Here is a 13,072-nt window from a genome sequence, read left to right on the forward strand (position 1 = left end):
GCGCACAATGAACGCGCGTGATCCCACGTTCATCCGAGGAGGATGTCATGAAGCGCGTTCGTCTGACCCTGTTGGCCGCTGCCCTCGCTCTCGCGGGCCACGCGGCCTATGCCGCCGTCCCCGCCAAGGCGGCGGGCGGCATGCTTGTCGATGCCGATGGCATGACGCTCTATACGTTCGACAAGGACGTTGCCAACAGCGGCAAGAGCACCTGCAACGGCCCCTGCGCGGATCTGTGGCCGCCTTTGGCTGCCAGCGCCACGGCAGCGCCGGAAGGCGACTACACCGTGGTCACCCGCGACGACGGTACCAAGCAGTGGGCCCACAAGGGCCTGCCGCTGTATCGCTACAAATCCGACGCCAAGCCTGGCGACAAGACGGGCGACGGCTTCAAGAGCGTCTGGCACGTCGTCAAACCCTGAGCGCTCGGCTCGGGGTGCCGGGGGCGCTGCCCCGCGGCCTCGGCGATCCGGCACCTGCGCCGGATCGCCGCTTGCCCGCTCACGGCACGAAGAAGTAGTTCGTGAGGTGAAAGAAGAGGGGCGCGGCGAACGTGACCGAATCCATGCGATCCAGCGCCCCGCCGTGGCCCTGGATCATGCGACCCCAGTCCTTCGCGCCCATCGAACGCTTGACGGCCGACAGCACCAGCCCGCCGCAGAAGCCCGCGAGCACGATGGCCAGCGCCATCCCGGCGGCCTGCCAGGGTGTGAAGGGCGTGATGCCATAGAGCGCGGCACCGATCAGCGTGGCTGCCAGGCCGCCGCCGATGAAACCTTCCCACGTCTTGTTCGGGCTCACCACCGGCGCGATCTTGTGCTTGCCCATCAGCTTGCCGAAGACGTACTGCAGCACGTCGCTCAGCTGCACCACGGCCACGAGGAAGAAGAGCAGCAGCACGCCCTGCCCCTCGTAGCCCGGGATCTTGAGCAACAGCAACGCCGGCGCATGGCTGATGCAGTACACCGTGAGCATCAGCGCCCACTGCACCTTGGCGGTGCGGGTGAGGAAGTTGTCGGTATCGTGCTTGAGCACGGACAGCACTGGCAGCAGCAGGAAGGCGTAGACGGGGATGGCAATCGAGAAGAGCGTCTGCCAATCCACCCCGATCAGGATGTACTGCAGCGGCAGGAACACATAGAACGCGAACGCGAGCGCCGTGTGGTCCGCCGGGCGGGTCGGCGTGAGCGAGATGAACTCGCGCAGGCAATAGAAGGACGTGAGGGTGAACAGCACGAGCGTCACCGTCCGGCCGAACACGAACGCGATGGCAAAGATCGCCACCATGCCCCACCAGGCGCGGATGCGGGCGTTCAAGTTCTCCACCGTGGCGCGGCCATCGGCCGTGGTCGCGCGCTGGCCCAGCACGCGTCCGATGACGGAAGCCAGGGTGAGCAGCACCACCAGGCCACCAAACAACGTCAGCAAGGTCGAATCCATCATGTCCTCACGCCAGGGCGATCACGGCACCGCGGGCGCGCGCCAGAAAGGTGGTCTTGTCCTCGTCCGGGGCAAGCTGGATCGGCGCGCCAAAACGCACCGCGCACGAGATCGGCACGGGCAGGAAGGCGCCACGCGGAAACGCCCGCGCGAGATTCTCCAGGTACACGGGCACGAGTTCGGCGTTCGGGTGCCGCTGGGCGAGCCAGTAGAGGCCTGACTTGAAGGAGCCCGGCAAGGCCTCGCTGCCGCGCGTGCCCTCGGGAAAGATGATCAGCGAATGACCGCGCGCGAGTTCGGCCTCGAGCGGCGCAAGCGGATCCTCGCCGGTGGCGCCGCCACTGCGGTTGACCAGCACGGAATTGAGCAGGCCGATCGCGATGGCGCGCCGGAACTTGTCCTTGCCCCAGTAATCGGCGGCCGCGACCGGGTGGGTGGTGCGACGATGGACTTTCGGGATCGCCGCCCACATGAGCACGGTGTCCAGATGACTGCCGTGATTGGCGAAATAGATGCGCTGGCGCGCGGACGGCTCGCAGCCCACCCATTCGGGGTGACCGCCTACCAGGAACCGCGACAGACCGACAAGTGCGGTATCGATCATGACGGCCTCCGCAACGTGCCGGCCATGCGCGCGATGCGCCGCCAGCACGTCCAGGCCGTGCCAATCACGACGATCACCATGACGACGATGGGCACGTACAACGACCCGACGAGGCTCACCTCGAGCAGCGCCAGCACGGCGCCGATCGTGAGCGCGGCCATGCGCTGCGGCTTGGCCATGGGCCCGCGGAAATCCTGACCCAGCCCCAGCGAGGCACCGAAGGCCCGCAGGTAGGCGGTGAGCACCGCCAGCAAGGCCGCGATGAAACCGAACTCCGGCACGCCACTCGCATAGCCGAAACCGATCAGCAGGAAGCTGTCCTCAAAGCGATCCGGGATCTCGTTGTAGAGCGCGCCGGTAGGCGAGCCCCTGCCCCCTTCCACCGCAACCATGCCATCCAGCAGGTTGCACAACAGTCTGGCCTGCACGAGCAAGGCGCCCACAAGGAACAGCCAGGGATGCTGCGGGGCGAACGCGAAGGCCAGGCCCCCTGCGGCGGCGAAACCGATGCCCGTGGCAGAGATGCCGTTGGGCGTGGCCGGTGTCTTGAGCAAGGCAGCAGCCATGCCCTGGGCCCAGCGCGTGCCGCGCGAGGCCAGGGGACGGCGGTCTGCCGGTTCCTGCGAATGGTCGGATGCACGCATGCGCTACGTCATTCCAGTTACGGTAGAGCGCAAATAGTAAATGAGAGTGCAGTGCAGATGTATCCGAAGGTGTGTCTTTGCGTACGCAGCCGGGCGTGATCAGCGATCCGGCAGATACGCCTGCACCTCGATCTCCACGCCCACGTCGAGCGCCAGGCGTGCCTCGACGGTGGAACGCGTCGGCAGGTGTTCCTTGGCGAAGTGCGTCGCATAGGCCTCGTTGAAGCCCGCGAAGTCGGCCAGATCGGCCAGCCAGACGGTCACGCGCACGACGTCCTTGAGCGACGCTCCAGCCACCGCCAGGCTCTCGCAGATGCGGGCCATCACGGCGTGGGTCTGTGTCTGGATGTCGCCGCGCACGACCTGGCCGTTTGCGTCCATGGGCACCTGCCCGGACAGAAAAAGGAAGTCACCCGCGCGCACCGCACGGGAGAAAGGCAGCGGAAGGGGCGAGGCAAAGCGTTGCACGCTCATGGAGTCTCCTAGGGAAAAGTTCAGGGTCGCAGGCGGCGCACGGCCACGGCCGACGCGTCCACCCCGTGATCGGTCAACGCCGCGGGTAGCGGTTCGCGGCGCAACAGCGCCGCTGCCAACGTCGACGCGCCCGGCGCGGTCTGGATGCCGTAACCGCCCTGCCCGGCGAGCCAGAAGAAGTCGGGGCAGGCATCGTCCCAGCCGATCACGAAGTCACCATCGGCCACGAACGAGCGCAGCCCGGCCCAGACGTGGGAAGGGCGACGGATCTCGAGCGTGGTGGCCTCGGTGATCTCGTGGATACCGATCGCCACGTCAAGTTCTTCGGCCACCACGTCATGCGGCGCGACAGGATCCGCATTGGCCGGCGAACCGAGCAGTTGCCCAGCATCGGGCTTGAAGTAGAAGTTCTCGGCCACCCCCACCACCGCGGGCCAGGTCTGAGTGTTGACGCCAGCCGGAGCGGCAAAGGTGAAGGCCGTGCGCCGGCGCGGCTCCAGGCCCACCGGCTGGGCGCCACACAGCGCCGCCACGTCGTCGGCCCACGCGCCAGCGGCATTGACCAACTGCCGGGCGTGCACCAGGCTGCCATCGGCGAGCGTCAGCACCCAATGGTCGGCTTCGCGCCGCGCGCTGGTGAGCGTGGCGTGGCAACGCAGCTCGGCCCCGGCCTGACGCGCACCGCGCAGATAGCCCTGGTGCAGCGCATGCACCTCCAGGTCCATGGCATCAGGCTCGACGATGCCACCCGACAGACGCTCGGCGCGCAGACATGGCACACGCGCCACGCAGGCCTGGGCGTCGATCAGCTCGACGTTGTCGGCCTGTGCGCGCAGATGCTGGTAGGTCTGCTGCAGCAGATCCGTCTGTTCGTGCGTGGCCAGGTACAGCACGCCACGCGGATGCAGCAGCGCCTGATCCGTGAAGCCGTCCGGCGGCTGCGTGAGAAACGCACGACTCGCCCGCGTGAGTGCCTGGATCATGGGCGTGCCATACGTCTCCATGAACATGGCCGCCGAACGGCCGGTCGAGTGATCGCCGGGCTGGCTCTCGCGCTCGAGCAGGATCACGCTCGCGCTCGGGGCGATCTGCCACGCGAGCGATGCCCCCGCCATGCCTGCGCCGATCACGGCGACGTCATACCGCTTCGCATCCGACATTGCACTTCCTATTTCTCGTATTTGATAACTCAAGGGCGTGCGACGGCGCCCTTGCCGTCGCCGCCCAACCTGATTCAGACCGGTGCGCTGGCCGCCCCGCCCGCGGGGCCGTCGAACACCGGGGGATGCGTCACGATGGAGCGCAGCTCCGGACGTGGCTCGGCCAGGCGCGACAGATCAGGGCGCGGGCGCTGCGTCTCGCGAATACCCGCAAACGCGGCTTCCATGGCACGGGCCACGCCGAGCAAGCCCGCGTCATCGCGATAGCGGCCGATCACCTGCAGCCCGAACGGCATGCCGCGGTGATCCACCCCGCACGGCAGACTGATGGCCGGATTGGTGGCGAGCGTCACCACGTAGGTCAGGCTCAGCCAGTGGTAGTAGTTGCGCAGCGGCTGGCCGTTGATCGACTCCAGATAGAGCTGCGTCCAGGGGAACGGCGAGACCGGCGTCGTCGGCGCGATGATCACGTCCACATCATCGAAGAGCCGCTGAAACCGGCGAAAGATGGCGGTCTGCTCCTGATGCGACCAGGTGGCGTCGTCCAGCGTCATGGCCGCGCCCATCTCGTAGTTCGCCCGCACGTTCGGGCCCAGCAGCTCGGGCTCGCGCGCATACGCATCGCGGAACCCCGCCACGAAGCTCGCTGCGCGTACGATATCGAAGCAGCGGTCTGCCTCGCCCATGTCGGGCGTGACGGGGGCGCACTGAGCAAAGAGATGGCGGATGGACGCGACACGTTCGCGAAAGACCTGGCGGATGCCGTCATCCACGGGGCACACGCCGAAGTCTTCTGTGAACCCCACCCGCAGGCTGCCGAGATCGGCCATGGCGGGCGAGAGGAACGCGCTGCCGTCACGTTCATAGGACAAAGGGTCGCAGTCGTCCAGTGCCACGCTCGCGGCCAACTGCAGGCAGGCATCTTCGACGGTACGCCCCATGGGGCCGACCACCGAGATCGGCGTCCAGCCGAGCTGCCGCCGATCCACGGGCACCAGCCCGGGCGAGGGCCGGAACCCCACGACGCCACACAAGGCGGCGGGGATGCGCAACGAGCCGCCCGTATCCGAGCCCGTGCACACCGGCAGCATGTCCAGGGCCAGGGCGGCCGCCGAACCGCCCGAAGAACCGCCCGCGTTCAATGTCGGATCAAAGGGATTGCCCGTCGCGCCCCAGACCGGATTGCGGCTATTGGCGCCGGCCCCCATGTCCGGCACGTTCGTCTTGGCCGTCACGATGGCGCCTGCGGCGCGCAGCCGGGCCACGAGCGCATTGTCACGCGCGGGCACGTAGCTGCGAAAGCGCGCAGAGCCATAGGTCGAGAGCAGCCCCTCGGTGTCCTCCAGATCCTTCACACCCAGCGGCAGGCCACGCAAAAGGCCGAGCGCGTCCCCGCGCATGACCGCCGCCTCGGCTTCCCGCGCCTCGACCCGCGCCCGATCGAATGCCGTTGCCGTCACTGCATTCACGGCAGGATTGACGGCCTCGATACGCGCGATGCACGCCTCGAGCAGTTCGACAGGCGAGAGCTGGCGCGCACCGATCTGGCGGCGCAGCTCCACGGCGGACAGGGACAACAAGGATTCGGCAGTCATGGGCAAGCGTGTCACTCGGGTTTGATGTTGGCCTTCTCGGCAATGGTCTTCAGGCGCGCGGTCTCCTCGGAGACGCGCGACTTCCAGTCGTCGACGCGGGTCGGCACGGGTTCGAAGCCCGCCGCCGCCATGCGCTCCTGCAACTGCGGATCGGCCATCGCCGTGACGAGACCCTCCTTGAGCTTGGCGGCGACATCGTCGGGCAGGCCTGCCGGCGTGACCATGACGACCCAGGAACTCAGATCGAAGCCAGGATACCCGCTCTCTGCCACCGTCGGCACATCCGGCAATGCCTTGGCCCGGCTGGACGTCGTCACGGCCAGCGGACGCACCTTGCCGGACTTGAGTTGCGGCAGGACACCCACCACGGTGTCGAACGCCATGGGGATCTGATTGCCGATGAGATCGGTCATGGCGGGCGCACTGCCCCGATAAGGCACATGCGAGATGCGGATCCCGGAGGCCGACTTGAACATCTCTCCCGCAAAGTGAGCCACGGTGCCGGTGCCGAAGGAGGCGTACATCAGCGCATCGGGCTTGGCGCGGGCGGCGTCGACCAGCTCGGCCAGCGTCTTGTAGGGTTGCGCGGAATTCACCGCCAGCACGATGGGCAACGTGCCCACGGCGCCGATCGGCTCGAAATCCTTGACGGCGTCGTAGGGCAGATCCGAACGGATGGCCGGGTTGAGCGTGAACGTGGAGTTCGAACTCATGAAGAGCGTGTAGCCATCGGGCGCCGCGTTGGCCGCCGCCTGCGCGCCGATGATCGTGCCGCCGCCCGGGCGATTGTTGACGATGACCGTGGTGCCCAGCACTTTCTCGAGCTGGGCGGCAACGAGTCGTCCGCCAACGTCGGCCGCGCCTCCCGGCGGGAACGGCAGGATGAGCTGGATGGGCTTGTCCGGGTAGGCGGCGTGGGCCAGGCCAGACAGCGAGGCGGCCGCCAGGGCCGAAGCGAGAATCGACGTGACGCGGGACTTCATGATCAACCCCTGAGCCGCAAACCGGCAGTAAGCGCAGTCAGCAGGCGCCGCGGCTCTCCGCGTTCGCCCTGACATCGTGCATGACGCACACTTCGGGTGCGCCCGCGGCACCATCCAGAATTATCATAAATGATAATCGGACGCCGCAGGCACCCCGTTTGGAATCATGCAGAAAGCATGCCAACTGTTCTCTTATCTGATAATCGGTGCAAACCCTGAGCGGGCTAGCGTCGCGCCATCACGATCAGCACTTCCGCATGGCGGCGGCTCGTGGACACATACACGTGCCCCACGCCGCTGTCGAAGTACGCAGACTCGGTGGGCTTCAGATCCACGTGCTCGCCGGTCTCGAAGCAGATGCGGACAGCGCCCGTCAGCACGGTCACGAATTCCTGTCCGGGATGCCGCATGAATTCGGGAAAGTCCCCGAGCGAGCGGGCGAGAATGCGCCCATGCACCGGCGTCATCCACTTGCCAGGATAGTCCACCGCGAGCATGTGGTGAGCGTAGTGATCGCTGGTGTAGAGGGGAGCGCCTGCAGGCGAGGAGCGCACGAAGGTGGGCACCGCCACCGGCGCGGCCGCCTGAGGATCGAAGAGACGCGCGATGTCCACGTCCAGCGCACGCGCCACGGCAGCGAACTTCTCATAACTGATCGACACCCGTCCCAGCTCCATCTTGGACAGCGTGGGCAGCGTCACGCCCGAGCGTGCCGAGAGCTCGCGCAGCGTGAGCCCGGCCCCTTTGCGCAAGGCCCGCAGCCGCTCGCCCATCGTGAGGCGATCGATGCCCGCCGGGGCAGACTCGATCGGCTCGGACAGCGACGACGGGATGGGGGCAGCGAGGGAAGCGCGGGTACGCGACATGGGCAGACGGTCAGAGAGTGAAGACAGGGCGCAGCGCGCCTGCCCGCATTATGCCGTCATGGACACCAAGCCCGCCCTTTGCTCACCTGTCGAGGGGCAGATGGGGCAGTGTGGCGCTCCGGTCTCGCGAACGCCGAGCCCTCCGGAGCGCGAACGACAACGGTGTAGAGTGCCGTATTCGTCATTGCCCCGTCTTTGCACCAGGATGTCCGCATGCCCGCACAAGAACCCGCCCCCCAACCACACGATCACGATCATGGTCATGGTCATGGCCACGATCATGATCATGACCTTCCCGCCTCGGGCGGCGAGCGCCGGCAGAACGCGTCGATGAGTCACGGGCATGCGCACGACCACAGCCACAGCCACACTCACAGCCCCGTCGTCACCGCCGGCAACGAACGTCGGCTCGCGGTGGTGTTCACCATCACGGCAGGCTACGCCGTGGTCCAGGCCGTCGGTGGCTGGCTGTCCGGTTCGCTCGCGCTGATCGCCGACGCCGGCCACATGGTCTCGGATGCCGCCGCGCTGCTGCTTGCGCTCGTGGCCTATCGCATTGCGCGTCGCCCGGCCGACGGCACCCGCACCTACGGATTCCATCGTGTCCGCGTGCTGGCCGCGCTCGCCAATGGCGCGTCGCTGCTCCTCCTGGTGGCCTGGATCGTCTGGGAAGCCATTCAACGGCTGCACACGCCAGCGCCGGTGCTCGCCGGGCCCATGCTCATCGTCGCGACGATCGGGCTCATCGTGAACGTGGTGGGGGCCTATGTGCTGTGGTCCGGCAATCGCGGAGACGCGAACCTCAAGGGCGCCCTCCTCCACGTCCTGGGCGATCTGCTTGGATCGCTGGGCGCCATCGCCGCCGCCATCGGCATCTTGCTGACGGGCTGGACGCTGCTGGATCCGCTGCTGTCCGTCCTGGTATCTGCGCTGGTGGTGCGCTCGGCCTGGGGCCTCGTCTCGGACGCCATCCGCGTGCTGTTGCAGGCCGTGCCACGCGGCGTTGACGCCCACGAAGCCGAGCGCGAGATCGCCCGGCTGCCCGGCGTGGCCGAAGCCGGTCACTTCCATGCCTGGACGCTCACCGACGCCTCCAGCGTGGCCACCGTGCACGTCACGCCAGCGCCGGACGCGGATCCCCTCGCCCTTCCCGCCCAGGTGGCAGCCTGGCTACAGACGCGCTACACGATCGATCACGTGACGGTCCAGGTCGATCCGCCGGGGCAGCTGACGCCGCACACGTGAGCCTTCATGGCGCGGCCTGTCGATACGGCTCCTCGAAGGGCCGGAAGTCGTGCTCCGCAACGGCATCGTCCACCCACGCCACCACGCCCGGCAGCGCCAGCACACGATCCACGTAGCGCTGCACGTCCGGATGCAAGGGGACGGCGTAGGTGCGCATGCGGCTGGCCACCGGCGCGAAGAAGGCGTCGGCGATCGAGAAGGCACCAAAGAGCAACGGCCCGCCATGGGCCTCGAGCAGCCCGAGCCACAGGCTTTCCAGACGCCGCACGTCCGCCACGACAGCCGGCTGCTCGCGCAGCACCCGCTCGCCCACGGCGGCCAGGCTCGCCTCGATGTTCATCGGCAGGTGCGAGCGCAATGCCGTGAAGCCACTGTGCATGTCAGCGCAGGCGGCGCGCGCCAGGGCGCGGGCCGGCACGTCGGCCGGCCAGAGTTGGCGCCGCGGAAAGCGCTCGGCCAAGTACTCCGCGATGGCGAGCGAATCCCAGATGCGCAGGCCGTCGTCCTCCAGCACGGGCACCTTGCCCACCGGCGAGATCTCGGCCATGCGCTGCTTGAACTGCGACTGCGGCTCGAAGCCGTCGAAACGCACCACCACTTCGTCAAAGGGAATGCCGGCCTGTTTCATCAAGACCCATGGCCGCATGGACCAGGACGAGTAGTTCTTGTTGCCGATGTAGAGCGTGAGCACGAGAGAAGGCTCCTGAGATCTGAACGGTGTCAGGGATATGGCGCCATGGTATACCGGCGAGAGCCCTGCGTGCCGGCCCTGCATGCCGGCGTTTCGAGATCCCCATGTCCACCGTCCTGTCGCCCGGCAATGTGTCCCGGCGCCCTCGCCACACGCGGCAGCCACGCCGCCTGAATCTCGCGGTTGCGTGCGTGCTGCTCGCTGGCCTTGCCGCCTGCACCACGCCCGCGCCACCGGTCGTCCCGACGAGCTTTGCCGAGTATCAATCCCGCACCCTCGCCGAACTGCGGGCGACCCGGGCTTTCCAGAGCGCGGACCACGACCGCGAGCTCGCCTGGAACGGCCCCCGGGAATGGCGACCCGCCGGGCCGACCCGACGCGGTGTCCTGCTGGTGCATGGCCTGGGCGATTCGCCCTGGTCGTTCCATGACATCGGCGAGCAACTGGCCGCGCAGGGCTTTCTGGTGCGCACCGTGCTGCTCGACGGTCATGGCTCGCGCCCCGAGCACCTGCTCGACGTGAGCCTGGGCGATTGGCAGCGTGTGGTTGCCACCCAGGTGGCCGCGCTGCGCGCGGATGTGGACCAGGTCTATCTCGGCGGCTTTTCGACCGGCGCGAACCTGGCCGTGCATCGCGCCTACGCTGGCGATGATGTCGACGGCCTGCTCCTGTTCTCGCCCGCGTTCCGATCGGATAGTGCCTACGACTGGCTGACCCCGTGGATCCGCTGGGTGCGTCCGTGGCTGCTCACGCCGGACGGCTCACGGCCCGTCCAGAATGCGGTGCGCTATCTCACCGTGCCCACCAACGGGTTTGCGCAGTTCTACCGGAGTAGCCGCCAGGTCCTGCAGGACCTCGCGCAGGCACCGTATGACAAACCCACGCTGATGGTCGTCGCCGAGCACGATTCCGTCATCGACACGGGCGCCCTGGCCGACACGTTCCATACGCGTTTCACCCACCCGGCAAGCCGACTCATCTGGTATGGCAATGCACCGGTCCAGGCGCGACACGATCCGCGCATCCTCGTGCGGCCCGATCGCCTGCCCGACTGGCGGATCAGCCAGTTCTCGCACATGGGTGTGCTCTTCTCGCCTGAGAACGCCTTGTACGGCCGAGCAGGCAGCCTGCGCATCTGCTGGAACGGACAAGCCCTGCCACCGCGCGACGATTGCGCTGCCGACGAGACGCTGTGGTTCTCCGACTGGGGTTACCAGGAGCCCGGCAAAGTCCACGCGCGGCTTACCTTCAACCCCTACTTCAGCTGGCAGGGCGAGGTGTTGGCCGCGCAAGGCACGGCACACTGACCGGGTCGCGGGCCTGCGCCAGCGTCTCGGCCGCGGCCAGCACTCGCGCGCGCAGCCACTGGGCGGAGGGATCCTGATGCGCCCGAGGATGCCACGCCATCGCCATCTCGAAAGGCGGTAGGGGCAGCGGCACATCGAAGACGTCGACCAGGCTCGCAAATCGCCGCAACAATTGACGCGGCAGGGTCGCCACCCCATCGGTCTGCGACAGCACGACGGCCACCTGCGCATAGCTCGGAACGGCGATCGCCACCCGCCGCTCGCGCGCGAGCTCGGACAAGGCATCGTCCACCGCCGTGGAAAACTCCGCACGGGACGACACCACCACGTGCGGCAAAGCACAGTACTCGTCCAGGCTGGGCGCCGTCATGCCTCTTGGATGCTGCTTGCGCTGCGCGAAGCCGAACGTGTCGGACAAGAGCGCCCGCGCCTTCAACGAGCCCGGCAAGCCGGACACGTCGCCCAGCACGAGATCGACCTCACCCGCTGCCATGCGATCGATCAGGTCGGGCGCCGTGGGGGGTAAGATCGCCAGACGCAGCGCGGGGTTGCCATCCCGGATCAGGTCGTCCATCACCTGCAGCGCAAGAATGCTGAGGACGTTGTCGTTGGCCGCGATCACGAAGGTGCGCTCGGACGTGCGCGGATCGAATGCCGCATCCTGTGCCACAGCTTCGCGCAGGGCGCGTAACGCCTCGGCAAGGCGTGGCTGCAAGGCCAGCGCCCGCTCGGTGGGGACCATGCCGCGCCCGGTATCGGAGGGCACCAGCAACGGATCCCCGAACCATTCCCGCAATCGCGCGAGCTGCCCGGACAGCGCAGGCTGGCTCAGATGCAGGCGCCGCGCAGCCCGCGTGACATTGCGCTCGGCGAGCAACACGTCCAGAGAGATGAGCAGCGGCAAGTCGGCCCGGTGGATATCCATGATTCCGATAGGTCAGATCGGCAGATACGATTTTTCCGCCGTGATGGGCAGGCTTTACGCTGACCACTCCTTCATTCTGCCACGAGACGCCGCCCACCCTATCGATGCAGCCGATACCGCATCGGGGCCGACGGCCACGACTGAACCCATGCCCTCCCAACGTCCGCTGCCCATCCTCCTCCTCGTCGCAGCACTCGCTGCTGCCGCACCTGCCCTTCACGCCGGCCCTGTCGCGGAGCAAGCCACCGCTTCGCGTCAGCAGCCCGGCATCCAGCACTACGCCGTGGGTGCGCTGCAAGTCGCCGCCTTGTCCGACGGCTCAGTGCCGCAGGATCTGCACGCACTCCTGCTCGGCACCACGCCTGCGCAAACGGACGCCCTGCTGCACCAAGCCTTCCGTCGGAACCCGGTCGAAGCCTCCATCAACGCCTACCTCGTCACGATCGGTGAGCGCCACGTGCTGATCGAAACCGGGGCGGGCACGCTCTTCGGGCCGGGCAATGGCGGCAAGCTTGTGCAACGTCTAGCCGCGCTGGGCATCGCACCCGAGGCCATCACGGATGTGCTGATCACGCACATCCACGCCGACCACAGCGGCGGGCTCAGCCAGGACGGCAAGCCGGTGTTCCCCAATGCCGTGGTGCACGTCGGTCAGGCTGAGGTGGACTACTTCCTCGCGCCCGATCACCAGCAAGGCGTCAAGGGCTACGACGCTGCGTACTTCCAGCAAGGCACCGCGAGCCTTGGCCCCTACGTAGCCCGCGGCCAGGTGCGCGGTTTTCAGGGCCAGACCGAGATCCTGCCCGGTATCACCGCCATTCCCGCGCCCGGTCACACGCCTGGCCACAGCTTCTACCGCCTGCAGAGCCAGGACGAATCCCTGACATTCATCGGCGATCTGCTCCACGTGCAATCCGTGCAGATGCCCAGGCCGGACATCACCATCGTGTACGACGTTGACCCCGCGGCTGCTCGAGCCACCCGCGAGCGCTTCCTCAGCCAGTTCGCCCAGGAGCGCACCGCCATCGCGGGCGCGCACCTCGCATTCCCGGGCATCGGACACGTGCGCGCACAGGGCAAGGGCTTTGGCTTCGTGCCAGTCGATCACCGGGATCGCGCCGGCGAGTGATGCTCAGAT

General features: G+C 67.5%; 14 protein-coding genes. 4 read left to right on the forward strand and 10 right to left on the reverse strand.

Annotation, left to right across the window (positions count from 1 at the left end; all coding sequences use genetic code 11):
* Positions 1 to 47: 47 nt before the first annotated feature.
* Positions 48 to 422, forward strand: coding sequence for a COG4315 family predicted lipoprotein (locus IMZ29_RS01435; RefSeq protein WP_216179502.1), 375 nt, complete (start codon positions 48 to 50; stop codon positions 420 to 422).
* A gap of 79 nt (positions 423 to 501) precedes the next feature.
* On the opposite strand, the gene IMZ29_RS01440 is transcribed toward IMZ29_RS01435, so the two are convergent.
* From IMZ29_RS01440 to IMZ29_RS01475, 8 genes are all read right to left on the reverse strand, one after another.
* Positions 502 to 1,443: a phosphatidate cytidylyltransferase gene (locus IMZ29_RS01440; RefSeq protein ID WP_216179504.1), complete on the reverse strand. Its 942-nt coding sequence runs from the start codon at positions 1,441 to 1,443 to the stop codon at positions 502 to 504.
* Between the two features lie 4 nt (positions 1,444 to 1,447).
* On the reverse strand, positions 1,448 to 2,044 hold the full coding sequence (locus IMZ29_RS01445; protein ID WP_216179506.1) for a lysophospholipid acyltransferase family protein: 597 nt from the start codon (positions 2,042 to 2,044) through the stop codon (positions 1,448 to 1,450).
* Positions 2,041 to 2,688 (reverse strand): CDP-alcohol phosphatidyltransferase family protein, encoded by a 648-nt coding sequence (locus tag IMZ29_RS01450; protein ID WP_216179508.1) that lies wholly within the window; start codon positions 2,686 to 2,688, stop codon positions 2,041 to 2,043. The genes IMZ29_RS01445 and IMZ29_RS01450 overlap by 4 nt, the downstream gene beginning before the upstream one ends.
* Positions 2,689 to 2,787: 99 nt before the next feature.
* Entirely contained in the window at positions 2,788 to 3,162 is a 375-nt protein-coding gene (locus IMZ29_RS01455) for a RidA family protein (protein ID WP_216179510.1), read from the reverse strand.
* Positions 3,163 to 3,182: 20 nt separating this feature from the next.
* Positions 3,183 to 4,322, reverse strand: a complete 1,140-nt coding sequence (locus tag IMZ29_RS01460) for an NAD(P)/FAD-dependent oxidoreductase (RefSeq protein WP_216179513.1) — start codon at positions 4,320 to 4,322, stop codon at positions 3,183 to 3,185.
* Between the two features lie 74 nt (positions 4,323 to 4,396).
* Positions 4,397 to 5,917 carry an amidase gene (locus IMZ29_RS01465; RefSeq protein ID WP_216179515.1) on the reverse strand — a complete coding sequence of 507 codons (1,521 nt, stop codon included), beginning with the start codon at positions 5,915 to 5,917 and terminating at the stop codon, positions 4,397 to 4,399.
* Between the two features lie 11 nt (positions 5,918 to 5,928).
* Entirely contained in the window at positions 5,929 to 6,900 is a 972-nt protein-coding gene (locus IMZ29_RS01470) for a Bug family tripartite tricarboxylate transporter substrate binding protein (protein ID WP_216179517.1), read from the reverse strand.
* A 224-nt stretch (positions 6,901 to 7,124) separates the two neighbouring features.
* Entirely contained in the window at positions 7,125 to 7,766 is a 642-nt protein-coding gene (locus tag IMZ29_RS01475; protein ID WP_253206630.1) for a helix-turn-helix domain-containing protein, read from the reverse strand.
* Between the two features lie 213 nt (positions 7,767 to 7,979).
* On the opposite strand from IMZ29_RS01475, the gene IMZ29_RS01480 reads away from it, so the two are divergent.
* Positions 7,980 to 9,011 carry a cation diffusion facilitator family transporter gene (locus IMZ29_RS01480; protein ID WP_216179519.1) on the forward strand — a complete coding sequence of 344 codons (1,032 nt, stop codon included), beginning with the start codon at positions 7,980 to 7,982 and terminating at the stop codon, positions 9,009 to 9,011.
* Positions 9,012 to 9,015: 4 nt separating this feature from the next.
* Here the strand turns inward: IMZ29_RS01480 and IMZ29_RS01485 are convergent, their stop codons facing one another.
* Complete coding sequence (locus IMZ29_RS01485) at positions 9,016 to 9,702, reverse strand: glutathione S-transferase family protein (protein WP_216179521.1); 687 nt, start codon at positions 9,700 to 9,702, stop codon at positions 9,016 to 9,018.
* 104 nt (positions 9,703 to 9,806) lie between these two features.
* Between IMZ29_RS01485 and IMZ29_RS01490 the strand changes: the two genes are divergently transcribed.
* Entirely contained in the window at positions 9,807 to 11,009 is a 1,203-nt protein-coding gene (locus tag IMZ29_RS01490; protein ID WP_216179523.1) for an alpha/beta fold hydrolase, read from the forward strand.
* Here the strand turns inward: IMZ29_RS01490 and IMZ29_RS01495 are convergent.
* Positions 10,963 to 11,934: a LysR family transcriptional regulator gene (locus IMZ29_RS01495; RefSeq protein ID WP_216179525.1), complete on the reverse strand. Its 972-nt coding sequence runs from the start codon at positions 11,932 to 11,934 to the stop codon at positions 10,963 to 10,965. The genes IMZ29_RS01490 and IMZ29_RS01495 overlap by 47 nt on opposite strands.
* 148 nt (positions 11,935 to 12,082) lie before the next feature.
* On the opposite strand from IMZ29_RS01495, the gene IMZ29_RS01500 reads away from it, so the two are divergent.
* The gene (locus IMZ29_RS01500; protein ID WP_216179527.1) at positions 12,083 to 13,063 is read left to right on the forward strand and encodes an MBL fold metallo-hydrolase; all 981 of its coding nucleotides are present in this window, start codon (positions 12,083 to 12,085) and stop codon (positions 13,061 to 13,063) included.
* The last annotated feature ends 9 nt before the right edge of the window (positions 13,064 to 13,072 follow it).

Source organism: Verticiella alkaliphila (assembly GCF_018904615.1).
Taxonomy (GTDB): Bacteria; Pseudomonadota; Gammaproteobacteria; order Burkholderiales; family Burkholderiaceae_B; genus Verticiella; species Verticiella alkaliphila.

Excerpts from the sequence above, each read along its gene's own strand:
- IMZ29_RS01435 (WP_216179502.1), top strand. The coding sequence starts at position 48 with ATGAAGCGCGTTCGTCTGACCCTGTTGGCCGCTGCCCTCGCTCTCGCG.
- IMZ29_RS01440 (WP_216179504.1), bottom strand. The coding sequence starts at position 1,443 with ATGATGGATTCGACCTTGCTGACGTTGTTTGGTGGCCTGGTGGTGCTG.
- IMZ29_RS01445 (WP_216179506.1), bottom strand. The coding sequence starts at position 2,044 with ATGATCGATACCGCACTTGTCGGTCTGTCGCGGTTCCTGGTAGGCGGT.
- IMZ29_RS01450 (WP_216179508.1), bottom strand. The coding sequence starts at position 2,688 with ATGCGTGCATCCGACCATTCGCAGGAACCGGCAGACCGCCGTCCCCTG.
- IMZ29_RS01455 (WP_216179510.1), bottom strand. The coding sequence starts at position 3,162 with ATGAGCGTGCAACGCTTTGCCTCGCCCCTTCCGCTGCCTTTCTCCCGT.
- IMZ29_RS01460 (WP_216179513.1), bottom strand. The coding sequence starts at position 4,322 with ATGTCGGATGCGAAGCGGTATGACGTCGCCGTGATCGGCGCAGGCATG.
- IMZ29_RS01465 (WP_216179515.1), bottom strand. The coding sequence starts at position 5,917 with ATGACTGCCGAATCCTTGTTGTCCCTGTCCGCCGTGGAGCTGCGCCGC.
- IMZ29_RS01470 (WP_216179517.1), bottom strand. The coding sequence starts at position 6,900 with ATGAAGTCCCGCGTCACGTCGATTCTCGCTTCGGCCCTGGCGGCCGCC.
- IMZ29_RS01475 (WP_253206630.1), bottom strand. The coding sequence starts at position 7,766 with ATGTCGCGTACCCGCGCTTCCCTCGCTGCCCCCATCCCGTCGTCGCTG.
- IMZ29_RS01480 (WP_216179519.1), top strand. The coding sequence starts at position 7,980 with ATGCCCGCACAAGAACCCGCCCCCCAACCACACGATCACGATCATGGT.
- IMZ29_RS01490 (WP_216179523.1), top strand. The coding sequence starts at position 9,807 with ATGTCCACCGTCCTGTCGCCCGGCAATGTGTCCCGGCGCCCTCGCCAC.
- IMZ29_RS01495 (WP_216179525.1), bottom strand. The coding sequence starts at position 11,934 with ATGGATATCCACCGGGCCGACTTGCCGCTGCTCATCTCTCTGGACGTG.
- IMZ29_RS01500 (WP_216179527.1), top strand. The coding sequence starts at position 12,083 with ATGCCCTCCCAACGTCCGCTGCCCATCCTCCTCCTCGTCGCAGCACTC.